This is a genomic window from Pseudovibrio sp. W64, assembly GCF_001623145.1.
In the GTDB taxonomy this organism is placed as follows: Bacteria; Pseudomonadota; Alphaproteobacteria; order Rhizobiales; family Stappiaceae; genus Pseudovibrio.
The window spans coordinates 185,719-210,215 of the sequence record NZ_LMCI01000031.1 but is presented as its reverse complement, the minus strand read 5'-3'; the positions used below and the strand labels follow the sequence as shown (position 1 = coordinate 210,215).

20 protein-coding genes are annotated in these 24,497 nt (G+C 52.3%); 14 read left to right on the top strand and 6 right to left on the bottom strand.

Annotated elements, in window-relative coordinates; translation table 11 throughout:
* Nucleotides 1–3: 3 nt before the first annotated feature.
* Both PsW64_RS14340 and PsW64_RS14335 read right to left on the bottom strand, forming a co-directional pair.
* Entirely contained in the window at nt 4–936 is a 933-nt protein-coding gene (locus tag PsW64_RS14340; protein ID WP_275078089.1) for a DMT family transporter, read from the bottom strand.
* A gap of 96 nt (nt 937–1,032) precedes the next feature.
* Nucleotides 1,033–2,019, bottom strand: coding sequence for an SPOR domain-containing protein (locus PsW64_RS14335; RefSeq protein WP_208980787.1), 987 nt, complete (start codon nt 2,017–2,019; stop codon nt 1,033–1,035).
* Between the two features lie 231 nt (nt 2,020–2,250).
* Here PsW64_RS14335 and glmU point away from each other — a divergent pair, with 231 nt between their 5' ends.
* Both glmU and glmS read left to right on the top strand, forming a co-directional pair.
* On the top strand, nt 2,251–3,609 hold the full coding sequence (glmU, locus tag PsW64_RS14330) for a bifunctional UDP-N-acetylglucosamine diphosphorylase/glucosamine-1-phosphate N-acetyltransferase GlmU (protein ID WP_063304038.1): 1,359 nt from the start codon (nt 2,251–2,253) through the stop codon (nt 3,607–3,609).
* A 171-nt stretch (nt 3,610–3,780) separates the two neighbouring features.
* Entirely contained in the window at nt 3,781–5,607 is a 1,827-nt protein-coding gene (gene glmS / locus PsW64_RS14325) for a glutamine--fructose-6-phosphate transaminase (isomerizing) (RefSeq protein ID WP_063304037.1), read from the top strand.
* A gap of 104 nt (nt 5,608–5,711) precedes the next feature.
* On the opposite strand, the gene PsW64_RS14320 is transcribed toward glmS, so the two are convergent.
* Nucleotides 5,712–6,065, bottom strand: a complete 354-nt coding sequence (locus tag PsW64_RS14320; RefSeq protein WP_057466196.1) for a YbaN family protein — start codon at nt 6,063–6,065, stop codon at nt 5,712–5,714.
* A 279-nt stretch (nt 6,066–6,344) separates the two neighbouring features.
* On the opposite strand from PsW64_RS14320, the gene PsW64_RS14315 reads away from it, so the two are divergent.
* Complete coding sequence (locus PsW64_RS14315; protein ID WP_057466305.1) at nt 6,345–7,094, top strand: DUF502 domain-containing protein; 750 nt, start codon at nt 6,345–6,347, stop codon at nt 7,092–7,094.
* Nucleotide 7,095: 1 nt separating this feature from the next.
* Here PsW64_RS14315 and recG read toward each other — a convergent pair whose 3' ends face one another.
* Nucleotides 7,096–9,198 carry an ATP-dependent DNA helicase RecG gene (recG, locus tag PsW64_RS14310; protein WP_063304036.1) on the bottom strand — a complete coding sequence of 701 codons (2,103 nt, stop codon included), beginning with the start codon at nt 9,196–9,198 and terminating at the stop codon, nt 7,096–7,098.
* A 177-nt stretch (nt 9,199–9,375) separates the two neighbouring features.
* Here recG and PsW64_RS14305 point away from each other — a divergent pair, with 177 nt between their 5' ends.
* The 10 genes from PsW64_RS14305 (at nt 9,376) to lipA (ending at nt 21,727) form a co-directional block, all read left to right on the top strand.
* Nucleotides 9,376–9,681, top strand: a complete 306-nt coding sequence (locus PsW64_RS14305; RefSeq protein ID WP_057466199.1) for an FAD assembly factor SdhE — start codon at nt 9,376–9,378, stop codon at nt 9,679–9,681.
* Nucleotides 9,682–9,764: 83 nt separating this feature from the next.
* The gene (gene mfd / locus PsW64_RS14300) at nt 9,765–13,253 is read left to right on the top strand and encodes a transcription-repair coupling factor (protein ID WP_063288852.1); all 3,489 of its coding nucleotides are present in this window, start codon (nt 9,765–9,767) and stop codon (nt 13,251–13,253) included.
* Nucleotides 13,254–13,508: 255 nt separating this feature from the next.
* Nucleotides 13,509–13,775 carry an FtsB family cell division protein gene (locus PsW64_RS14295; RefSeq protein ID WP_057466201.1) on the top strand — a complete coding sequence of 89 codons (267 nt, stop codon included), beginning with the start codon at nt 13,509–13,511 and terminating at the stop codon, nt 13,773–13,775.
* A 251-nt stretch (nt 13,776–14,026) separates the two neighbouring features.
* Entirely contained in the window at nt 14,027–15,010 is a 984-nt protein-coding gene (gene pdhA, locus PsW64_RS14290) for a pyruvate dehydrogenase (acetyl-transferring) E1 component subunit alpha (RefSeq protein ID WP_373456213.1), read from the top strand.
* Nucleotides 15,011–15,027: 17 nt separating this feature from the next.
* Entirely contained in the window at nt 15,028–16,413 is a 1,386-nt protein-coding gene (locus PsW64_RS14285) for a pyruvate dehydrogenase complex E1 component subunit beta (RefSeq protein WP_063288850.1), read from the top strand.
* 16 nt (nt 16,414–16,429) lie between these two features.
* Nucleotides 16,430–17,767: a pyruvate dehydrogenase complex dihydrolipoamide acetyltransferase gene (locus tag PsW64_RS14280; protein ID WP_063288849.1), complete on the top strand. Its 1,338-nt coding sequence runs from the start codon at nt 16,430–16,432 to the stop codon at nt 17,765–17,767.
* A gap of 118 nt (nt 17,768–17,885) precedes the next feature.
* Nucleotides 17,886–18,749, top strand: coding sequence for an N-acetylglucosaminyltransferase (locus tag PsW64_RS14275; protein ID WP_063304035.1), 864 nt, complete (start codon nt 17,886–17,888; stop codon nt 18,747–18,749).
* A 24-nt stretch (nt 18,750–18,773) separates the two neighbouring features.
* Complete coding sequence (gene lpdA, locus PsW64_RS14270; protein WP_063288847.1) at nt 18,774–20,216, top strand: dihydrolipoyl dehydrogenase; 1,443 nt, start codon at nt 18,774–18,776, stop codon at nt 20,214–20,216.
* A 93-nt stretch (nt 20,217–20,309) separates the two neighbouring features.
* Nucleotides 20,310–20,579, top strand: a complete 270-nt coding sequence (locus PsW64_RS14265; protein ID WP_244271761.1) for a hypothetical protein — start codon at nt 20,310–20,312, stop codon at nt 20,577–20,579.
* 152 nt (nt 20,580–20,731) lie between these two features.
* The gene (gene lipA / locus PsW64_RS14260) at nt 20,732–21,727 is read left to right on the top strand and encodes a lipoyl synthase (RefSeq protein ID WP_057466208.1); all 996 of its coding nucleotides are present in this window, start codon (nt 20,732–20,734) and stop codon (nt 21,725–21,727) included.
* An 88-nt stretch (nt 21,728–21,815) separates the two neighbouring features.
* Here lipA and PsW64_RS14255 read toward each other — a convergent pair whose 3' ends face one another.
* The gene (locus PsW64_RS14255) at nt 21,816–22,607 is read right to left on the bottom strand and encodes a crotonase/enoyl-CoA hydratase family protein (protein ID WP_063304034.1); all 792 of its coding nucleotides are present in this window, start codon (nt 22,605–22,607) and stop codon (nt 21,816–21,818) included.
* A gap of 79 nt (nt 22,608–22,686) precedes the next feature.
* Here PsW64_RS14255 and PsW64_RS14250 point away from each other — a divergent pair, with 79 nt between their 5' ends.
* Nucleotides 22,687–23,268: a TetR/AcrR family transcriptional regulator gene (locus tag PsW64_RS14250; RefSeq protein WP_063304033.1), complete on the top strand. Its 582-nt coding sequence runs from the start codon at nt 22,687–22,689 to the stop codon at nt 23,266–23,268.
* Nucleotides 23,269–23,321: 53 nt separating this feature from the next.
* Here PsW64_RS14250 and PsW64_RS14245 read toward each other — a convergent pair whose 3' ends face one another.
* The gene (locus PsW64_RS14245) at nt 23,322–24,275 is read right to left on the bottom strand and encodes an alpha/beta hydrolase (protein ID WP_063304032.1); all 954 of its coding nucleotides are present in this window, start codon (nt 24,273–24,275) and stop codon (nt 23,322–23,324) included.
* Nucleotides 24,276–24,497 lie beyond the last annotated feature (222 nt).

Below are 24,497 nucleotides of genomic sequence, written 5' to 3'. Positions count from 1 at the left end.
TTTCTAAGCGCTGGCTTTTCGCCGGAATAAGCTTGCTGGCAAGGTTGCCAACAAGAGACCTGCCATGATTGGGATGAAGCCCAGATAATGGAACACCTGGAGTTGCTCTCCCAAAAACAGGACTGCCATGCCGACACCATATGGTGTCATCAGGTACATGAACATGCCAGCGATCGATGGCCCAACCAGTCGGATGCTGAACTGGTAAGTCAGGAAAGAGGCCACTGAAGCGATTAGTGCGACGCCTGCGATAGACATCCAGACTTCACCTGTATCCGGTATCGAGGCTGTGATCGCCATTTCAGCGACTGCAAATGGTGCCAGAATTATGGTTCCAAGAATGGCGAGGATTGCAAACAAAGGAGCTGTAGAGATTGCTTGTAACTGGCTTTTCTTGATGAGTACGGAGTAAATTGCCCAGCTCAGCGTACACAGGGCAAACAACAAATCACCGCTGTTTAGTTGTAAGTTGAGCAGGTTGCCGAGCGAGCCTTTGGTCACAATCACAAAGACACCGATGATAGCGAGTGAGATCCCGGCAAACTCCCTTATGGCTACTGCTCGTCCTCTGAAGAGCCATTCAAGCGCCAGGATAAGGGCAGGGGCAGCTGAGTAAATCAATGTTCCGTTGGTCGCCGATGTTTCTTTTAGTGCCAGATAGACAATAGCTCCGCAGATCCACATTGCGAGGAATGCCATGAAGCTGAGGAGCTTCAGGTTTTTGCGGATCAGCGGCATGTTGGCTTTGAGCTCACGGTATGTGAACGGCAGAAGAATAAGTGAGGCAAGGCCCCATCTAAAAAAAGCAAGGGTCCACGGCTCTGTATGAGCGATGGCTGGTTTGGCAATTATTATGTTGGAGCTCATGAAAATGGGCATGAGAAACAACAGGGCGTATGTTGAGGCCCAATTTGAGCTCGAAGATGAATGAGACACGCGTGGTATTCCGAAAAGACCTGCAAGGCATGGAGATACGCTCACGTCATTGCTGACAAGCGCCTCAATGCTTAGGTGCTAAAAGATGAGAGCAACTTATTGGAAAATGGTTGGCAAGCAATTGACTTTTTCTCGCGCCAGTCTTGCGCACACAACAGCGGTGTCTGCAGCATTGTAAAACGGGCCAGCTGTCAGTGAATATTTTGTAGCGCCGTCTACTTTTGTAGCGGAAACGCGTTTCTTCAGATTTCCGAGCAGGAGAGGATTGTCTTCTCTCAGCCTTTGCCACTTGCTTTCCAGTGAGTTTGCATCTTCGAAATTGCCCAGTTCAATGGCAAAGGACGTGCGAAGAATTCTTCGAGTTCCCGACTGGCGAAGCTTGCCTGCTGCCGGTGTTTTTTGAAACTCAGGCAGATCGAGAGCAGATGCCTTCTCAGGAATGGAGGCGACTGTCTCTGGATTGGAGGCTTTTGGTAAGGCGATGGCCGCAAGTGTACCAACTTCGGAAAGCTTAATTTCTGGCAGAGGACTTGCTGTGATGATTGGTACTGAAGCTTGCAAGAGTTCAGGTGCTGGCAGGGTTTCTATTGGTGTCGCCGGTTTTTGCTTCGGCTTTATCGGGGTTTTGGCTGATGCCGTGGGCATTTCAGCCTCTGATGTTTTGTGCATCGCAGCTTCATCAAGCGCCTTAACATGACTTGATAGTCTGCGGTTTTGCTCTGTGAGACGCAGCACAGAACGACGCAAAGATATGATTTCTTCCCTCACAGCATGCAATTCTTTTGAGTTTTGCAGGTTCTGTTGTGATTCGTTTCCGCTGGTATTTTCATACACTTGGAACGCGTTTTGCGCTGTTTGACTGCCAATAGAGGCGGTTGTCGTAACCGGGCCGGGAGCGGGGAGAGGGAGTGTGATCTGCGAATAAAGTGCTTGTTGGGAGGCGAATTTGCCAGGCATCTGCACTGCGGATGCGGCGAGGGCGACAAACGAGAGCGCAGCAATACCCCATGCAAGAACGGTAATGCGTTCTCGCAGTACTTTCGGTTCCTGTCGTAACTCGTTGATTTTATGAGGAAGTCTCAAAGCTTCCGGTCGCCTCGTATTCGAATCTAATCCTAACTATATGTATTAGCTTGGTTTTTTATGGTTAACAAAGTGCAAATGCAATCTGAAAAAGATGTATTAAACACTATCTGCTACTTCTAATGGGTGCGCTGATTTTCTTGGTGAAAGCACTGCGATGTTCTTTGAAATGCCAAAGCACTCGTGCAATTTGCCTGTCAGTTTGTAATTCTAGGTTCCCAAGGGGTTTGCATGTCCAATAGTTCTTGTTTGGCAATTGTTCTGGCTGCTGGATTAGGAACGCGTATGCGTTCGGCCTTGCCAAAGGTGATGCACGAAATTGGCGGGTTGCCACTTGTCGGACACGTCCTGAATTCCGTTATGCATGCTGGTGCTGATAAAGTCGCTGTTGTGGTTGGCCCTGAGATGGCGAAGCTGGAAGAGCATGTCGCGCTGCGCGCTCCACACGCGACCTGTCATGTTCAGGTTGACCGACTGGGCACTGCGCATGCTGTGAAAGCTGCCGAGGAGGCTTATAACGACGCCTCTGATCATGTTCTTGTTCTTTTCGGAGATACACCGCTTGTGAAGGCTGACACGCTGCACCGTTTGCGCGAGCGCTTGTCTGGCGGGGCGGATGTTGTTGTGCTCGGCTTTGAAGCTGAGAACCCATTTGGTTATGGTCGCTTGCTTGAAAGTGATGGTGAACTTGTTGCGATCCGTGAGGAAAAAGAAGCAACAGATGAGGAACGCAGAGTCACTCTTTGCAATGCGGGTATCATGGCGTTCAAGGGCAAGGCTCTGCCTGATTTGATTGCTGAAATTAAAAACGACAATGCCAAGGGTGAATATTATCTGACGGATGCCGTTGAGGTTGCGCGCAACAAAGGGATGAAGGTTGTTTCTGAACTTGGTGATGAAAAAGAAGTTCAGGGCATTAATAACCGGGCTCAACTTGCCTCGTGTGAAGCTGTGTTCCAGCAGGTCCAACGCGAAACTTTCATGGAAAACGGTGTGACATTGCGCGCGCCAGAGACCGTCTATTTCTCATTTGATACTGAGATTGAGCCGGATGTCATTGTGGAGCCGAATGTGGTGTTTGGCCCGGGTGTACATGTTGATGGCGGAGCTCGTATCCGTGCGTTTTCTCATCTGGAGAATGCGCGTGTGAGTGCTGATGCGACTGTTGGTCCTTATGCCCGGCTGCGTCCTGGTGCTGAGATTGGCGAGGGGGCTCATATTGGTAACTTTGTGGAGATCAAGAACGCAAAGGTTGAGGCTGGCGCAAAGGTCAATCATCTTTCCTACATTGGTGATGCGCGCGTTGGTGCGATGTCCAACATTGGGGCGGGTACAATCACGTGTAATTATGATGGCTATCTGAAACATCACACAGATATCGGTGCAGGCAGTTTTGTTGGTTCAGACAGCGTGCTTGTTGCCCCGGTTAAGCTGGGTGACGGCGCCTTTGTTGCTGCCGGATCTGTGGTGACCTCTGATGTGCCAGCGGACGCATTGGCGATTGGCCGAGGCCAGCAGGTCAACAAAGAAGGTCGTGCTGCTGTAATGCGTGAAAAGCTTGCCGCGGCTAAAGCTTCAAGAAAGGGCTGAGTAATATTGATGCACATTGCTGAGGTTGGCGGTGTGCTTACTCAATTATCCTCAAGCTGTAACGAAACGAAACACGGATTGATTTCCCTCGCATAGAAGCATCGAGCTAAAGACTTGGCCTAAAGTTGATGCTCGCACCAGTTGCGAGGTGGGAATTCAAGGAGAACATATATGTGCGGTATTGTCGGAATTTTGGGGCAGACACCTGTTGCACCATTGCTGGTAGATGCGCTGAAACGGCTTGAGTATCGCGGATATGACTCTGCTGGTATTGCAACTGTTCAAAATGGTGAGTTGGTTCGCCGCCGTGCGAAAGGGAAACTGCGCAATCTGGAAGCTGTGCTGGAAGGCAACCCTCTTGGCGGTGTGAGTGGCATTGGCCACACCCGTTGGGCGACGCATGGTGCTCCGACTGTTGAGAATGCACATCCACACGCTTCTGATGGTGTGATGGTGGTTCACAACGGTATTATCGAGAACTTCCTCGAGTTGCGCGAAGAGGTGCGCAGGGCGGGAGTGAAGCTTTCCACTGAAACGGATTCTGAAGTTGTTGCGCATCTCATTTCACTGGAAGTGAAAAGCGGTAAGTCTCCGCAGGATGCTGTTGCTGCCGTTCTTGGCCGCCTGAAAGGTGCTTTTTCGCTCGCAATTTTGTTTGCTGATCAGGATGATCTGATGATTGGCGCACGCCGTGGCTCGCCGCTTGCTGTTGGGTATGGTGAGGGCGAAATGTTCCTCGGCTCTGACGCAATTGCGCTGTCTCCTTTTACTGACCGCATCAGTTATCTTGAAGAGGGTGACTGGGTTGTTGTGACACGCGCTGGCGCGCAGATCTTTGATGAAAACAATGCTGCTGCCGAGCGGGCTGTTCACACATCCAGTGTGAGTTCTACCATGATGGACAAGGGCAACTACCGTCACTTCATGGCAAAAGAAATTCATGAGCAGCCAGAAGTGTTAGGTCATGCAATTTCGCAGTACCTGAAATTCAATGAGGGTAAAGTCACTCTGCCTGAGGGGAATGAATTTGATTTCTCCAAGATCAATCGGCTTGTGATTTCTGCATGCGGTACTGCGTATTACGCTGGTCTGACAGCAAAATATTGGTTTGAGAAGTACGCTCGGCTTCCAGTAGACATCGATATCGCTTCGGAGTTCCGTTATCGCGAAATGCCTCTGGGCGAAGGTGATCTGGCGCTGTTCATTTCCCAGTCTGGTGAAACGGCTGATACTCTTGCATCGCTGCGCTACTGTAAAGAGCAGGGCATGACCATCGGCGCAGTGGTGAACGTGCCTGAGAGCACGATTGCGCGTGAATCTGATCTGGTGTTTCCGATCTTTGCTGGTCCGGAAATTGGCGTTGCGTCTACGAAAGCCTTCACCTGTCAGCTGGCTGTTCTTGCCAGTCTTGCTGTTCTTGCTGGCCGTCAGCGTGGAAACTTGAGTGAAGATCAGGAAAAAGAGCTGGTTGGTGCTCTTGCTGAGCTACCTGCACACGCGATGCAGGCGTTGAAACTGGAGCCTCAGATCGAAAAGCTGGCACCGTGGATGTCCAAGAAGCACCATGCGCTGTTCCTTGGCCGTGGCACGAGCTTCCCGTTGGCACTGGAAGGGGCTTTGAAGCTGAAAGAGCTTTCCTACATTCATGCAGAAGGCTACGCAGCAGGCGAGCTAAAGCACGGCCCGATTGCGCTGATTGACGAGAACATGCCGGTTCTGGTTGTTGCCCCGTTCGATGGTGTTTACGAGAAGACTGTTTCCAACATGCAGGAAGTGGCAGCTCGTGGCGGCGAGATTGCTCTGTTCACAGATGAAAAAGGTGCAGAGGCCGCAGGTGTTGCCGCTGATCAGATGATCATTCTGCCAGAACTCCCTGAAATCGTAGCACCACTCATCTACGCACTGCCACTGCAAATGCTGTCCTACCACACCGCTGTCTTTATGGGCACAGACGTGGACCAGCCACGTAACCTGGCGAAATCCGTTACGGTTGAATAGTTGCTCAGAAAAACTATTGCTTTTCAAAAGCGCGGGGCTCATTGTTCCGCGTTTTTTTGTTCAGGAGGTGTGGTTTCAGAACCTCTTTTACGAAGTCGAGACTTTCAAGTGGCCAGGGGTTTGGAGGGGCGGCTGGCTATGTAGGCGGCTATGGCGCACATCATGAGGGCGACTGCTACGGCGAGCAGGATTGTTGGGTGAGACATTTTCAGGAACATCAGGTAGCCAAAGATAAGGCCTGTGAAGGCAAAAAACTTTGCTCTTTTGGGAATGACTTTATGTTCCTGCCACTGGATGACACTTGGTCCGATCTTTGGATGTGTCAGGATCCAGTTTTCCAGGCGCGGGTTGGACTTTGCAAAGCAACCTGCTGCAAGGATGAAGAAAATCGTTGTCGGCAGCAATGGCAAAAAGATGCCAACAATCCCTGTGGCCACAAGGGCTAATCCAAGCGTCATATAGAATAGCTTCTTCACAGAGAGCTCCACTTCCGGCAAGCATGATATGCCTTATACGCCGTGTTGGTGAGTGCTGACAATAGTGGGAGTTTGGCTATTGGCGCATCAACCGGCGACCATAGCTAACATATCCACCCTCTTAGATGAGATGCATGAATTCTTTTTCAAGAGGAACTTGCAAAACCGACAAAATACACTAGTTCGTAAAGAAGCACGGATATACCTGCGCCTTGTCGCTGATATAAAGCGGAAGGTTCCCGAATTATGAAAGTTTGGCCGATGGGATCTGACGGGGATAAAAAGCCGAAGCGCGTTGGGTTTATGACGCGGCTGCGGAACTATTTCTTTACTGGCCTTGTGATTACAGGCCCGGTTGGCATTACGCTTTACCTGAGTTGGTCCTTGATCCAATTGATTGATGGTTGGGTGAAGCCCTTCCTGCCATCCATATACAATCCAGATAATTATCTGCCGGTGGAAGTTCCAGGTTTTGGTTTGTTTGCGGCGCTGCTCGCAATCACAGTGATCGGCTTCCTGACAGCTAACATTGCAGGGCGTTCGCTTATCAGCGTTGGCGAGTCCATTCTTGGTCGCATGCCGTTGGTGCGTAACCTATATTCCGCGTTGAAACAGATTTTTGAGACTGTTTTAAATGATAGCGGGCGTAACTTTACCAAAGCAGGGCTGGTGGAGTATCCGCGCAAAGGTTTGTGGGCGATTGTGTTTCTAGCCACGGACACCAAGGGTGAAGTTGCCGCGCATCTGGAAGAACAAGCGGATACGGTTTCTGTCTTCTTGCCAACCACGCCGAACCCGACCTCTGGTTTTTTGCTGTTTGTACCGCGCGATGACATCATCGAGCTTTCCATGAGTGTTGAAGATGCCGCAAAGCTGGTGATTTCAGCTGGTCTTGTTAGCCCGGAATATCCGAAACTGTTAGAGGGCGAGGATAAAAAGGCCGTTGAGGCGCATCAGCGTAAGAAAGCTGGCAAAAGCGGCGATGGTCCAGAGACTGTCGCTGCTGAATAGGTCAGCCTGCTCTGAGCAGTTTGATAGCTTCGTCTCTGGCGAAGAGGTACAGGAGGTGGCGCAAGGCGTCGCCTCTTTCTGATTCAAGCTCAGGATCGGTTGCCAGAATAAGCTTTGCATCATCACGAGCGATCTCCATCAAATCCGCATGGTCTTCAATGGAGGCGAGCCGGAAGCCCGGTGTGCCGGACTGACGAGTGCCCAGGAGCTCACCTTCACCGCGTAGGCGCAAGTCTTCCTCGGCAATGAGAAAGCCGTCATTGGTTTGGCGCAGGATATTGAGGCGGGATGCTGCCGTCTCATTAAGAGGGGCTTTGAAGAGGAGCAGACATGAAGAGGCCAGACTTCCGCGGCCAACACGTCCTCTGAGCTGGTGCAGCTGCGCAAGCCCAAAACGCTCGGCATGTTCAATTACGATGATGGTTGCGTCCGGGACGTCAACGCCAACCTCGATCACGGTGGTTGCTACAAGCACGCGCGCGTCACCAATTTTGAAGGCATCCATGGCGGCTTGTTTTTCATCGGCCTTCTGACGTCCATGTACAAGAGCGACAACCGGGCCGAGGGCGTTTTGCAGGTCGTTGAAGCGCTCTTCGGCAGCGGCGAGATCGATCTTTTCAGACTCTTCCACCAGAGGGCAGACCCAATAAATCTTTTGGCCCTGTGTAATCATGGCTTTCAGGCGGTCAACAACTTCACCGATGCGATCCAGGGATATGGAGACGGTTTTGATTTCCTGACGGCCTTTTGGCTTGTCGGTCAGGCGGGAGACGTCCATATCGCCGAAGTAAGAGAGGACCAGCGTGCGTGGGATTGGTGTTGCTGTCATCACAAGCACATCCACGTGGGCGCCTTTGGAGGACAGGGCCAGTCGCTGGTGGACACCAAAGCGGTGTTGCTCGTCTACGATTGTGATGCCAAGGTCTTGGAAGTTGACAGTTGACTGGAAGAGCGCATGGGTGCCGACGATCAGATCGATTTCACCAGCTTCCAGCGCTACGCCAATCTCACGTTTTGTTTTGGCAGTGTCTTTACCTGACAAAACGGCAGTGCGGATGCCTGCTGCATCGCAGAGAGGTTTCATGGAGGCGTAGTGCTGGCGGGCCAGAATGTCCGTTGGAGCCATCATAGCGGCTTGAGCGCCTGTTTCGATAACAGCTGCCATTGCCAGGAGGCCAACGACCGTTTTACCAGACCCAACATCGCCCTGAAGCAGGCGCAGCATGCGGGTTGGCTCTTCCAGATCAGCGAAAATCTCTTTCAGCGCTTCTTCCTGACCGCCTGTGAGTTCGAACGGGAGGGCTGCAAGGATCTTTCGGCGCAAAGAGCCGTCGCCTTTGCGGGCTTTGCCGCCCATGTGGCGCAGAGAGTTGCGTACAAGAGCAAGGGCTAGCTGGTTTGCCAGAAACTCATCGTAAGCGAGGCGTTCGCGGGCTTTGCCTTCTGGTGCCAGATCTCTGGCATCTTCTGGTTTATGTATGGACCGCAAGGCAACATCAAACGGCGGGAAATCGCGTTGTTCTATGAAGGGCTGATTTTGCCACTCAGGCATTTGCGGGAGAAACTCAAGAGCGGTGCCCATTGCGCGTTGTAGCGTTTTGGAGGCAAGGCCCGCTGTCATTGGGTAAACAGGCTCTACGAGCGGCAGATTTTCAGCTTCTTCCTCAGAGACCATGTGATCTGGGTGCACCATTTGGGCTCGGTCGTTAAACCATTCGACCTTGCCGGAGACGATGCGCTTCTCACCCTCGGGCAGCGTGCGATGCAAGAAATCTCCACGTGCGTGGAAGAATACCAGCTCAATGGCCCCGGTCTCATCATGTGCGAGAACCTTATAGGGAGCGCGGCTGCCGCGTGGTGGTGCGCGGTGCTGGTCTATATGGAGCACAAGCGTCACGATTTCCCCCTCGGGGGAGCCGGAGACACCTGGGCGCAAGCGTCGGTCGATAACATTTACCGGAACATGGAAGAGCAGATCGGAAATGCGGGCGTCGCGGTCCGGGCTGCCGACAAGCAGGTTTGTTATGGTCTTCGCAATCTTGGGGCCGATACCCGGAAGTTTGGTGACCGAAGCGAAAAGAGGATCAAGGCGAGTAGGGCGCATACCATATAGACCAGAACGTGAACAGCAGATCTGATCTGTGCCACGTTCCTGTGATTTGTGCAACGCCCTTAAGAAAACACTGACAGATGAAAATAAGGGTTGTATACAGGCGAAACATTTTGGCCCTATCTATTTGCAGATAGTGACAAGGATCAGCGACCTTCTAAGGAAACGACGATGGATCAGAGTGCGCAGAGCGAAGATCAAAACGAGAACACCGGGCTGGATAACCGCCGTAAACGTATCATTTTCCGCTGTCACCATCGTGGCATGAAGGAAATGGACATCATGCTTGGTGGCTACGTTGAAAAGCATATTGTTCAGATGAGTGATGAAGAGCTGGATGAGCTGGAAGTGTTTCTGCAGCATCATGATCAGGATCTCTTCTCATGGTTTATTGGTACGAAGCCGGTCCCCGATGAAGCGAACACAGATCTGTTCCGCAAGATCCTCGATTACTACAAGGACAAGGCTGGAAGCTGATTGCGCTGTTGTATCTGATTGGCTGTAGATCAGATGCTTGTTATTGCCCGCCGACGATTTGAAATAATAAGGTTGCCCCTCCCGTGTTTGAAAGTTTGCTCAAAAAAAGTGAAAACATCACGCTTGCTTCCGTTCCTGATGGAGCAGAAGCCTACGTGCTTTCAAAAGTGCTTGCTGAAGTTGAGGAGGGCGGCCTTGCGCTGACTTATGTTGCGCGGGATGCAACTCGTATGGCGGCGCTGACAGAGGCTCTGGGGTTCTTTGCGCCTGATGTGGAAGTGCTTCAGCTGCCTGCATGGGATTGCTTGCCGTATGACCGTGTTTCACCTCATGGAGCGATTGTTGCGCGCAGGTTGCTGACGTTGCTTCGGTTGGCAAAGGGGCTGCCGAAGAAAAAGAAGTTTGTTCTGATCACAACAGTGAACGCAGCTTTGCAGCGAATGCCTGTTCGTGAGTGGACGGCCAATCATATTCTCTCGTTTATGCCGGGCAACCGTATCAATCCCGATAAGATCGTTAAGTGGCTGGAAGTCAACGGCTTTGCCCGTACGCCAACAGTGCGTGAAACCGGGGAGTATGCGGTGCGCGGCGGCATTATTGACCTGTTTTCTCCGGCAACCAAAGAGCCTGTGCGTCTGGACTTCTTCGGGGATACACTGGAGTCCATTCGTTCCTTTGATACGGATAGTCAGAGAACGCTGGCGCAGAAGAAGGGTCTCACGCTTGTTCCTATGAGCGAGATCATTCTAGATCCTGAAACGATTTCGCGATTCCGTCGTAACTATGTGACTGCTTTTGGGGCCGCTGGGCCTGAGGATGTTCTCTATCAGTCCATCAGTGAGGGACGGCGTTATGCGGGGATGGAGCATTGGTTGCCTCTATTCCATGATAACCTTTCTACCCTGTTTGATTATATTGGTGAAACGCCAGTTGTGCTGGATGCCAGTGCAGAGGACATGATCAAGGAGCGCCTTGAGCAGATTGAAGAGCATTTTGGTGCGCGTCAGGACGGGCTCAACAACAAAGCGCTTTCCTCTGGTGTGCCGTATAAGCCTATTCCGCCAGTTGCCATTTATCTTCAGGACACCCAGTTCAGCTCATTTGTAGCTGACAGGGCTTCTGCTCAGTTATCCCCGTTCGCTATGCCTCCGGGCACGGGCAAGACTGCGATTGATATGGGGGGGCGTCAGGGACGAAACTTTGCGGCTGAACGTGCTGCGGGTGATGTAAACATTTTTGATGCGCTTTCCAAGCATGTGTCAGCTCTTGCCAAGGATGGGAAGAGGGCGGTTCTTTCTTGTTGGAGTGAGGGTTCTCGGGAACGGTTAACCCAGGTTCTGAGCGATCATGGGCTGGACCGGACCGGATATGCGGGCAATTCTGCTGAGCTGGGCAAGGTACCCGCTGGGCTGACGGCATTGATCCTTCTTGGGCTGGAACATGGCTTTGAGATTGATGATCTGGCCTTCATCGGGGAGCAGGATATCCTCGGTGATCGTCTGGTTCGTCAGCGTCGGCGCAAGTCCAAAGGCGCGAATGTTCTGACCGAGGCCACTGCGTTGTCACCGGGTGATCTTGTGGTGCATGTGGAGCATGGCATTGGACGGTTTATCGGGCTGAAAACCATTGAGGCTGTTGGGGCACCGCATGACTGTCTTGAACTGCAATATGCGGGGTCCGATAAGCTTTACCTTCCTGTCGAGAACATTGAACTGCTGACGCGTTACGGCTCAGAAGATCAGGAAGTTCAGTTAGATAAGCTTGGCGGCGGAGCATGGCAGGCTCGTAAAGCCAAGATGAAGAAGCGCATTCTTGAGATTGCCGATGGCCTGATCAAGATTGCAGCAGAACGTGCGTTACGAACCGCTCCTGCGATTACAGCTCCTGAAGGGGCTTATGACGAGTTTTCTGCGCGGTTTGTCTATGATGAGACCGATGACCAGATGAGTGCCATTGAATCTGTGTTTGATGACATGGCATCAGGGCGTCCGATGGACCGGCTTATCTGTGGGGATGTGGGCTTTGGTAAGACGGAAGTTGCTCTAAGGGCTGCGTTTTTGGCGGCGATGTCTGGGAGGCAGGTGGCGATTGTGGTTCCGACCACGTTGCTGGCGCGTCAGCATTACCGGACTTTTGCGGATCGTTTTAATGGATTGCCGATTGAAGTGCGCCAAGCTTCGCGACTTGTCCCCGGTAAGGAGCTGTCTGAGACCAAGAAGGGGCTGAAAGAAGGCTCTGTCGATGTCGTCATTGGAACGCATGCACTTCTGGGAAAAGCTATTGGCTTCAGGGATCTGGGTCTTCTCATTATCGATGAGGAGCAGCATTTTGGTGTGAAGCATAAAGAACGGTTGAAAGAGCTGAAAAGTGATGTTCACGTTCTGACCCTCTCTGCGACCCCGATTCCTCGTACCCTGCAATTGGCACTGACGGGCGTTCGGGAGCTTTCCCTTATTGCGACACCGCCAGTGGACCGTTTGGCTGTACGCTCGTTTATATCCCCGTTTGACCCGATGGTTATCCGCGAGAGCTTGCTGCGTGAGCACTATCGCGGGGGGCAGAGCTTTTATGTGTGTCCGCGTGTGTCTGATCTGGCAGAGGTGAGGGCGTTTCTGGAAGAGAATGTGCCTGAAGTTAAAGTGGTTTCTGCGCATGGGCAGATGCCTGCCGGGGAGCTGGATGACATCATGAACGCCTTCTATGAGGGCAAGTTTGATGTGTTGTTGGCGACCACAATTGTGGAGTCCGGATTGGACATACCAAACGCGAACACTTTGATTGTGCACCGCTCAGACATGTTTGGTCTGGCGCAGCTCTATCAAATCCGTGGGCGTGTGGGACGGTCGAAGACGCGGGCTTATGCTTTGTTTACTGTTCCTGCCAACAAAACGCTGACACCTACTGCTGAACGTCGCCTTAAGGTGCTGCAAAGCCTAGAGAATTTGGGTGCTGGCTTCCAGCTTGCATCACATGATCTGGATATTCGCGGAGCGGGTAACCTGCTTGGGGAAGAGCAGTCCGGGCATATTAAAGAGGTTGGGTTTGAGCTTTACCAGCAGATGTTGGAGGAGGCGGTTGCGCAGCTGAAATCTGGTGGTGAGGACTTCCAGGAGGACAAGTGGTCCCCACAAATTGCCATCGGTACGCCTGTTCTTATCCCCGATACGTATGTGCCGGACCTTCAGTTGCGGCTTGAGCTTTATCGCCGTCTGGCGGACCTCATGGAGCTTGAAGATATCGATGGCTTTGGGGCCGAGATGATTGACCGCTTCGGGCCACTTCCTGAGGAAGTTCAACATCTTCTGAAGATTGTCTACATCAAGGGGCTGTGCCGCAAAGCGAACGTTGAAAAGATTGACGCTGGGCCGAAGGGCATCGTGATTGCTTTCCGTAATGGCGAGTTTAACAATCCGGCAGGGCTGGTATCCTACATCGCGGAACAAACTATCCTCGCCAAGATCCGCCCGGACCAGAAGGTGGTGCTGACCCGTGACTGGCCGTCTGCGGACGACCGGTTGAAGGGCGCCGCTGCTGTGTTGATTAAACTGTCACGGCTGGCGGAAAACGCCTGATTTTTCTTCCTGATTGGCTCATTTGCTGGGGTTCCATACAAACCCCAGCTTTGCGTTGCTATGTGCGTTCATTTGCGTTTTTTTGCGATTATGTGAAAGGTTTTTGCGAATTGAGAAGATTTCCGGGTTTTCGGAAACTCTTGGTTAAGGGCGTTGTGAAATAGTGCGGGCATGTGACCATTTTTGTAATGAGTAGGTCAATCAGTGCTAGCTACCACACGTCAGCGGAAACACTCCTATCTAAAGAATTTCCTTGTGCCAGGAATTGCCATTGGTGCGCTGTGCTACTTTGCATTTCATGCGCTCAACGGTAAGCTGGGTCTTGTGGGCCGACCACAGATTGAGCATGAGATTCTTGCTCTTGAACTTGAGCTTGATGAGTTGCGGGAAGAACGTCTGCAATTACAACGCCGTGTCATGTTGCTTGACCCGGAGAGCCTTGATCCAGACATGGTGGATGAGCGGGCTCGCGCTTCCCTAAATCTGGCGCACGTGAATGAAGTTGCAATCATGCGCAACTAAAACATCAGCGTATATTAACTTGAATTGGGTTGATCTGATTGAATTAACCTAATTTGAGTTAACTTGAAAATATCAGTAAAATCAATACCTTAGATAAATCCCCAAGTGTTTCTGCTCATATTGGCATTCAGCGCTATGGGAGATAGTGTGCTTTCACCAATTCACGTCACAAAGAGACGAGGCTCATGGCTGGAACTCAATCCAAGTCTTCAGGCGGTCGCGCTAAAAGTGCTACCAAAGCCCGCGGTGCGATGAAAAACGTACCTGCACTAGTAGAATTCTCCAAAGATGAAGAGCTAAACGCTTATCGCGAAATGCTTTTTATCCGTCGCTTCGAAGAAAAGGCGGGTCAGCTTTACGGTATGGGTCTGATCGGTGGCTTCTGTCACCTTTACATCGGCCAGGAAGCTGTTGTCGTTGGAATGGAGATGGCCAAGGAAAAAGGTGATCAGATGATCACTTCTTACCGTGACCATGCTCACATGCTCGCTTGCGGCATGGACCCGAACGGCGTGATGGCCGAACTGACTGGTCGTCAGGGTGGTCTGTCCAAAGGTAAGGGCGGTTCCATGCATATGTTCTCCAAAGAACAGGAGTTCTATGGCGGACACGGCATCGTGGGTGCTCAGGTCTCACTTGGTACCGGTCTTGCGTTTGCGAACCGTTATAAAGAGAACGGCAAAGTTTCCATGGCGTTCTTCGGCGATGGTGCTGCCAACCAGGGCCAGGTTTACGAGAGCTTCAACATGGCGAAGCTTTGGAACCTGCCAGTGATCTACGTCATTGAGAACAACAAGTACGGCATGGGTACCTCCATTGAACGTGCTTCTTCCACGACAGATCTTAGCCAGCGCGGTGCTTCCTTCGGCATTCCGGGTGTTCAGGTTGATGGTATGGACGTGCGCGCGGTGAAAGCTGCGACCGACTATGCGATGGAATGGTGCCGTGAAGGCAATGGTCCTTACATCCTTGAGATGATCACCTACCGCTACCGTGGCCACTCCATGTCTGACCCTGCAAAATACCGCAGTAAAGATGAAGTCCAGAAGATGCGCTCTGAGCATGACCCGATTGAACAGGTTCGTGCTCGCCTTCTTGAAAAAGAATGGGCAAGTGAGGACGATCTCAAGGCTATCGATAAGGAAGTGCGCGCTGTTGTTGCTGCTTCTGCTGAGTATGCACAGAACGATCCTGAGCCGGATCCATCTGAGCTCTACACAGATATCGTGCTCTAAGGTCGGGATAATACATTATGGCTGTTGAAATTTTAATGCCTGCGCTTTCTCCGACCATGGAAGAAGGCAAACTTGCTAAGTGGCTTAAGAAAGAAGGCGACACCGTTACTGCAGGTGACGTGATTGCTGAAATCGAGACCGACAAAGCAACCATGGAAGTGGAAGCGGTTGATGAGGGTGTGCTTGGCAAGATCCTCGTTGCTGAAGGCACCGAAGAAGTAAAAGTGAACGCACCGATTGCAGTTCTGCTGGAAGAGGGCGAAGACGCCTCTGCTGCTGACAACCTGGGCGCTGCCCCTGTTGCGCCGGCGGCTCCTGCAGCTGCTGAAGCACCAGCCGCGCCTGCTGCACCGGCAGCTCCTGCGGCACCGATTGTAAGCGTTGCACCTGCTGACCCAGAAATTCCTGCGGGCACCAAAATGGTGAGCATGACCGTTCGTGAAGCTTTGCGCGACGCGATGGCGGAAGAAATGCGCCGCAATGAGAACGTGTTCCTGATGGGTGAAGAAGTTGCTCAGTATCAGGGCGCCTACAAGATCTCCCAGGGCCTCCTGGATGAGTTCGGCGAAAAGCGCGTGATCGACACTCCAATCACCGAGCATGGCTTTACCGGCCTTGCTGTTGGCGCTGCGATGGCAGGTTTGAACCCAATCGTTGAGTTCATGACCTTCAACTTCGCAATGCAGGCGATTGACCACATCATCAACTCTGCCGGTAAGACGCTTTACATGTCTGGCGGTCAGATGGGTGCACCAATGGTGTTCCGCGGTGCAAACGGTGCGGCTGCTCGTGTGGGTGCGCAGCACTCTCAGGACTTTGCTGCATGGTATGCTTCCATTCCGGGCCTTAAGGTTGTTCAGCCTTATACCGCTGCTGATGCGAAGGGCCTTTTGAAAGCTGCGATCCGCGACCCGAACCCGGTTGTGTTCCTTGAAAACGAGATCCTTTACGGTCAGCACTTCGATGTGCCGGATGTTGAAGATCTGGTTCTGCCAATCGGCAAGGCGAAGGTTGTTCGTGAAGGTACTGATGCGACCATGGTTTCCTGGAGCATTGGCATGACCTACGCACTGCAGGCTGTTGATGAGCTGGCAAAGCAGGGCATTTCTGTTGAGCTGATCGATCTGCGTACCATTCGTCCGCTGGACATGGAGACTGTTCTGGCCTCCGTTCGTAAGACTGGCCGTCTGGTAACTGTAGAAGAAGCCTTCCCAATCTGTTCCGTTTCCTCTGAAATCGCTTATCAGGTTCAGAGTGAAGCCTTCGATTGGTTGGATGCGCCAGTTCTGCGCGTGACCGGTAAAGATGTTCCAATGCCATATGCAGCAAACCTTGAGAAGCTGGCTCTGCCAAACACCAAGGAAGTTATCGACGCTGTTAAGGCTGTGACCTACACCGCCTAACCGGGAGACAAGTGGTATGCCAATCAATATTCTGATGCCTGCGCTTTCTCCGACTATGGAAGAAGGCAATCTGGCCAAATGGCTGGTTAAAGAAGGTGACGCGATTTCTGCAGGCGATGTGATTGCAGAGATTGAAACCGATAAAGCGACCATGGAAGTGGAAGCTGTCGATGAAGGCACCATCGGTAAAATCGTGGTTGCTGAAGGCGCAGAGGGCGTGAAGGTGAATGCACCGATCGCGATCCTTCTGGAAGAGGGCGAAGACGCTTCTGCGATGGATGCAGCACCTGCTGCACCAGCCGCTGCTGCTGCCCCTCAGGCTCCTGCAGCACCTGCTGCTGAAGCGGCGCCGGCACCAGTTGCAGCTCCTGCACCTGCTGCTCCGGTTGCAGCTTCTGGTGAGCGTGTGTTCTCATCCCCTCTGGCGCGCCGTCTGGCGAAACAGAATGGTCTGGACATTGCGCTGATCAACGGCACTGGCCCACATGGCCGCGTTGTGAAGCGTGACGTTGATGCGGCGATTGCTGCTGGCACTGGCAAGGCTGAGGCTGCTCCGAAAGCTGCGGATGCACCGAAGGCTGCTGAAGCTCCAAAAGCTGCGCTTGCGTCTGGTCCATCTGATGAACAGACCCTGAAGTTGTTTGATGAAGACAGCTACGAGCTGGTTCCTCACGATGGCATGCGTAAGATCATTGCCAAGCGTTTGACCGAATCCAAACAGACTGTTCCACACTTCTACCTGACACTGGAGTGTGAACTGGATGCTCTGCTGGCTCTGCGGGCTCAGCTCAATGCTTCTGCACCGAAAGACGGCGACGGCAAGCCAGCTTACAAGCTGTCTGTCAACGACATGATCATCAAGGCGCATGCTTTGGCACTGAAAGCAATTCCGGCTGCCAACGCATCTTACCTTGAGAGCGGCATGGTTATGCATAAGCATGCTGACGTTGGTGTTGCTGTTTCCATCGATGGTGGCCTGATCACTCCGATCATTCGCCGCGCTGAAGAGAAAACGCTCTCCACGATCTCCATCGAGATGAAAGATCTGGCAAAGCGTGCTCGTGAGCGCAAGCTGGCTCCAACCGAATTCCAGGGCGGAACTACTTCTGTTTCCAACCTTGGCATGTTCGGCATCAAGGAATTTGCAGCGGTGATCAATCCTCCGCACGCAACCATCCTTGCTGTTGGTGCTGGTCAGAAGCGTCCAGTTGTGAAGGGCGATGAGATCGTTCCTGCGACTGTGATGTCTGTGACCCTTTCCACTGACCACCGTGCGGTGGATGGTGCGCTGGGTGCAGAGCTTCTGCAGGCCTTCAAAGGCTACATCGAAAACCCGATGTCCATGCTGGTTTAATCAGGACTTACCGGCAGAAACAGGAGCCCCTGCTTTTCTGCCGGTAAATCCAAGTGGTAGGTGTGAGCAAATAGAGTGGAGTAAGCTGAAGACCGTTTGAGCAAGGAGACCGTATGATATGGTCAAAGTTGTCGATGGCTTCACGTTTTTCAACGAACTCGATACCCTGGAAATTCGCTTGGGCGAACTTTTCGATGTGGTGGATGAGTTCATTCTTGTAGAGGCCACCAAGACCTTTACGGGACACGAAAAGCCTCTCTATTTTGCTGATAACAAGTCGCGGTTTGCACCGTTTTTGAGCAAGATCCGGCATATCATTGTCGAGGACATGCCAGAGGCACCGCAGAACGCCTGGTCGAGGGAGTACCACCAACGCGATTGCATAGAACGCGGCCTTAAAGATCTTGCGGTGAAAGATCTGATCGTTGTTTCCGACGTGGATGAAATTCCAAAGCCGGAGGCGCTGCTCAGAGCGAAAAATGACCCCAGGAGCTGTAAAAGCCTGACATTCTTTGGCGCAGATATTTTCCGATACAGACTGAATTTCAAAGATGATGTCTCGGATTTCACCTCGTGCCCGCGAATGATCAGCGCGATGTTTTTCAAAGGTGCTCAGGCTTTGCGGCGTGAGCGGGCCTTGCAGAGCAAAAGCCTCTCTCCTGTTCTCGAGGCTGCTTTGTGGCAATGGAAAGCTCTTACACGGCACAGCCGGCTTATGCGACGTCAATTGATCAGGTCTTCCAGCTGGCACTTCAGCTTTTTGGGGGACATGGACAAGGTGGTTACGAAACTTGAGGCTTACTCGCATGCCGAACACATGAATGATGCCTATCTGGGCCGTGCGCAAAGAACGCTGGACCGTCTGGATGCGGGTGATGGCAGAGGAAAGCTGATCGCTAAGGACAGCGGAGAACTGCCCGACTACGTTTTGGAGAACTTTTCCAAGTTCTCCCACCTTTATGTGGAGCCTCAAGCTCCTTGATGCCGATTTGGCGAGGTTAAAGAGATGAGTGGCAACGCCTACGACGTGATTATCATTGGTTCTGGTCCTGGTGGCTATGTAACCGCAATCCGCTCCGCGCAGCTTGGTTTCAAGACCGCGATTGTCGAGCGTGAACATATGGGCGGTATCTGCCTGAACTGGGGCTGTATCCCAACCAAAGCGCTGCTGCGTTCTGCTGAGATCTACCATTACATGCAGCACGGCAAAGACTACGGTCTTTCCGCTGAAGGCGTGAGCTTTGACGCTTCTGCTGTTGTGAAGCGCTCCCGTGGTGTTTCCGGCCAGCTCAATGGCGGTATCGGCTTCCTGATGAAGAAGAACAAAGTGGACATCATCTGGGGTGAAGCAAAGCTCACCAAACCGGGTGAGATCGCTGTTGGGCCTTCTTCCAAAGACGCTATGCAGCCACAGCACCCAACACCTAAGGGTGTGAAGGGCCACGGCACTTATTCCGCCAAGCACGTTATTGTTGCAACTGGTGCGAAGCCGCGCGTCATTCCGGGTCTTGAGCCTGACAAAGAAAACATCTGGACCTATTTCGAAGCGATGGTTCCAGAAAAAATGCCTAAATCCATTGTTGTGATGGGTTCCGGCGCGATCGGTATCGAGTTTGCATCTTTCTATAAGACAATGGGCGTTGACGTGACCGTTGTTGAAATGATGTCGACCATTATGCCGGTTGAAGATCCTGAAATCTCCGCGATTGCGAAAAAACAGATGGAGAAGCAGGGCATCAAGTTTGTGATGGAAGCGAAGGTTTCCAAGGTTGTTAAGGGTAGCGGTCAGGTGACTGCGACTGTTGAGACCAAAGACGGCAAGACGCAGGAAATCACCGCTGAGAAGCTGATCTCCGCTGTTGGCGTTGTTGGTAACATAGAGAACCTTGGCCTTGAAGCGCTTGGCATCAAGACAGACCGTGGCTGTATCGTGACTGACGGCTTCAGCCGCACCAACGTTCCTGGCGTTTATGCGATTGGTGACGTTGCTGGTCCTCCAATGCTGGCGCACAAGGCTGAGCATGAAGGCGTGATCTGCATTGAGAAGATCTCCGGCCTTGATGTTCACCCGATGAAGAGCGAGCAGATTCCGGGCTGTACCTACTGTAACCCGCAGGTTGCTTCTGTCGGTCTGACTGAGCAGCGTGCGAAAGATGCTGGTTATGAGCTCCGCGTTGGTCGTTTCCCGTTCATGGGTAACGGTAAGGCGATTGCTCTTGGTGAACCTGAAGGTCTGGTCAAGACGATCTTTGACAAGAAGACCGGTCAGCTGCTGGGTGCGCACATGGTTGGCGCGGAAGTGACCGAACTCATTCAGGGTTTCGTTGTTGCCATGGGTCTTGAGACCACCGAAGAAGAGCTGATGCACACTGTCTTCCCGCATCCGACCCTTTCCGAAATGATGAAGGAAAGTGTTCTGGACGCCTACGGACGCGCTCTGAATATGTAAATCAATTCCCTCTCACTGGAATTTTACCAGTGAGGGGGACTTAATTTTTCCCGGGTACTCTTCTTATCAAAAAGGAGAAGAACCGTGGACTTTATGAAATCAATCATATGGCTGGTGACATCAGCCGTTTGTGCCGTTGTAGCTACTGTGCTGGTGATGGCTACAGTTGGCGGAGACTTCGCCGTGTTGATTATCGCCGGATTTCTCGGTGGTATTTCAGGGGTTTACCTGTTCGAATTTGCGGATGTGGAAGTTTCCCTGGGGAATGAATATCTCGACCAGGCGGTCGTTGCGATGGTTGGCGCCATTGCGTTTGCTCTGATTGCCTCACTGATTGGTGGGGATGCAATTGGCTTTGAATAGGCGTGGTCCTGAGGCACGGAACTGACTGAACACCAGTGTCTGGCATTGAGAGATGCTTCATTTCCTGTTATGGACCACTAAACTTATAAGAGACAGTGACACTGACCCTTAAGGCAAGTGTGCAGCAAAGTCTCGGACCTGACGGAACTGATATGGTTACACTGGTAAATACACTCGATCCTAATCATAAAAGCCAAACGGCGTCTGCACTGCAGGAAAAAGAGCGTCCGCGCCATCCGGAAAAAGCGCATCGCCCGGATAATCCTGTTCAGCGCAAGCCAAAATGGATCCGTGTTAAGGCGCCCACTTCTCCTGTCTACAAAGAGACCCACGAGCTGGTTCGCAAGAACAACCTCGTCACGGTTTGTGAAGAAGCTGGTTGCCCGAATATCGGTGAGTGCTGGTCCAAGAAGCATGCGAGTTTCATGATCCTGGGTGATACCTGTACCCGTGCCTGTGCGTTCTGTAACGTACGCACCGGGATGCCGGGGCCAGTTGATCAAAATGAGCCTGAAAGCATTGGTAAAGCTGTTGCCTCCATGGAACTGCAGCACGTTGTTATCACCTCTGTGGACCGGGATGATCTTGATGATGGCGGTGCGACGCACTTTGCCAACGTGATTGCTGCAATCCGTAAAGCTTCTCCCAAAACAACTATTGAAGTGCTGACGCCTGATTTCCTTCGTAAGGAAGGCGCGGTTGAAATTGTTGTTGCGGCGAAGCCTGACGTGTTCAATCACAACATGGAAACAGTTCCTTCCAACTATCTGAAGGTTCGTCCGGGCGCACGCTACTTCCACTCCATCCGCCTTTTGCAGCGCGTGAAGGAGATTGATCCTGAGATGTTCACCAAATCCGGCATCATGGTTGGTCTGGGTGAGGAGCGCAACGAAGTGCTTCAGCTGATGGATGATCTGCGTGTTGCTGATGTGGACTTCCTGACCGTTGGCCAGTACCTGCAGCCAACCAAGAAGCACCATCCGGTCATGAACTTCCCAACACCAGACGAGTTCAAGGCCTATGAGAAGATTGCTTATGCAAAAGGCTTCCTGAAGGTTTCCGCGAACCCGCTGACCCGCTCTTCCCACCACGCTGGCGAAGACTTTGCCGAGCTGAAAGCAGCCCGTAAGGCAAAACAAGGCAACTAAACGCCGCTTCCATTCCACGAGTTTTAAAGAGCGTCACACTGCATGGTGTGACGCTTTTTTTGTTTGTGGGCTGCTTATTCCGCCCAGGCTAATTGCCGGCATAGGCGGGGGTTCTTCGTTCTATCCAGGCGTTGAGGCCTTCGTGGATGTCGTTGGTGGGGACCATTTGGGCGAATTGGGCGGCTTCGATTTGGTGGCCTTCAGAGATGGTTGTGTTGAGGCCGCGGGTGACGGCGGTGAGGATGCGGGCGGCGGCGAGTGGGGAATGGCGCAGGATGCGTTCTGCCAGAGCGAAGGCTTCTGGCAGCAGGTCATCGTGCGGGACGACCTTGTTGATGAGGCCAAGCTCACAGGCTCGGTCTGGGCCGAACGGGTCTCCCGTGAGCAGCAGTTCCAGCGCACGCTTGCGACCGGCGAGACGGGGCAGGCGCTGGGTGCCGCCGAAGGTGGGCGGAATGCCGATGTTGATTTCTGGTTTGGCAAAGACGGCACGGTCTGAGGCGATTGCCAGATGGGCGGCCTCGGTGATTTCGCAGCCGCCGCCAAAAGCGATGCCGTTGACAGCGATAATGATGGGCTTGGTGAAGTTTTCGATGCGGCTGGTCATGGTCTGGCCGCGGGCTACGAATTGCTTGACTGCAACATCTGTCCCTTTGGTGATGCTCTGGGAGAATTCATGAATGTCACCACCGGCGGAAAATGATCGTTCTCCTGCACCTGTGAGGATCACAGCGCTGATTTTCGGGTCATCTTCAATCCGGTCCAGAAGGTCCAGAAGGCGGTCGTTGGTCTGGTAGTTCAGTGCGTTGAGCTTTTGCGGACGGTTTAAGGTGAGCAGTGCAATGCGATCTCTTATTTCAAACAGAACGAGCTTTTTCATGGTGTTTCCCTCATTTCAAGCTGAATTGACTCAAGGGTAGGAGTGCTGCACTCTTCAGTAAACTCACTGGTTAGTATACATGGCTCAGAAAACTCAGCGGACGACCCGCGATCGCATCTTAGATGCTGCAAACAAGTTGTTTTACGGTGAGGGCATTCGTGCTGTCAGTGTGGATGCTGTTGCCGAGAAAGCAGGGATCACCAAGAAGACGCTCTACTACCATTTCAAAAGCAAAGATGATCTGGTGACTGAGTATCTTATCTCCCGGGACCAACCCAATCTGGAAGCATTTGCGACGTGGTTTGATGAGGCGGAAGGCAGTGCTGCGGACAAGACTGCTGCAATTTTCCTGCGTGTTGCGTCAAACGCCCGGCATCCGAAATGGAAGGGATGCGGTTTCATTCGCACAGCTGCGGAACTGGCTAATATGCCGGGGCATCCGGCTGTTGTGGTGGGGGCAAAGCACAAGAAGACGTTTGAGGCTTGGCTGGCAGAGCGTTATACGCTTGCCGGATTGATGGAGCCTGAGGTTCTGGCACGCCGTGTGGTGTTGCTGATGGAGGGGGCCTTTTCCATCATGCTTATTCATCGTGATCCTGCTTATGCTGAGGAGGCTGCTGATACGGCAAAGTGCCTTGTTGAACTGCAAGGTAAGGCTTAGCTGGTTTTGGTGTGTGAGCGCCTCACTACGATGGGAGGCGCTTCTTTAGGAGCTCAGCTGGTTGCCAGTGCTCTGGTGGTGCTCATGTTCTGCAGCCATGTGGTGATGTAGGACAGGCTTTCCTCCCAATTGTCTTCCAGCATGATGTCGTGCCCGGCGTGGGGCACGATTTTATGCGTTGCCTCATAGAGGGCAGAAGAGTGCAGAGAGCGGTTGAAGGGGATGATGGCGTCTTCGCTGGCCGTGAGCCATAGTTTGGGTGTTTCATCATCTAGCGGGGGAAACCATTGCGGCGGGCGATGTTGCAGGAGCACGACGTCGGATTCTGGCCCAAGCTGGCTCTGAATGTACTGGGCAACCGGGTTCGAGCGATCTGCAAGGAACCATTTTGCCACGGTTTTGGGGGATCTGAACTGGAACTTGTATCCCAAAAGAGGTGACAGCGCTGTTCCAAGCCAGTCGATGGACATGGCGTTTTTCAGGCAGTCTTGCATAACGTCAATGGCGGTCCATGAGGCGACAAAAACGGCAGCTTTCAGCCCGCCGACATATTTCAGATACCACTGCACTAAAGCACCGCCCATGCTGTGGCCGATCAGAACGGCTGGCTGGTCATGGCGGGTAACCTCCTCCTGCACAAATCGGAGGTAATAGCCCAGTGTGGCTTTTGCTGTGGGGCGTTGTTCTGGTGAGTGACCGTGGCCGGGCAGGCTGATGGCAACGCTCTCCCAGCCGGACTCTGCGAGTTTTTCCTGATAGTTCTTCCAGCACCATGCGCCATGCCACATGCCGTGGATGAAGATGAGCGGGGTTTTGTGCCGGGCTTGGTGGGGGATGTATCTGATGCGTTCAATCCCGCCTTCGACCACTGTGATTTGATGGTATTTGGCGGTTTCTTCGCGGCTGATGACCTGCACAGGACTATCTGTAAGAGTATTAGTGGTTTTAATGTAATCTTCTTCTCCGCCTTCTTTGGCGAGGTGGGAAATTTTAAAAGGACTAAGCATTGGGTTTGCTTTCAAAAAGAGCTAAGTATTAGCGCATAGTGTAGAATTGAGTTTTGAGTACTGACCAGAGTTTTGAGAATGAAACGGTTGCGTTAGATCGTCGCGGTATAATTGCGACTTGAAAATTTCTGATGCTTTTGGCTCACAGGGGCCTGCTTGATGAGAGAAAACCTGAAAATTTTCTTGGCAAATCAAAAAAGGTCGCTTAGAGCATCCTGAAGA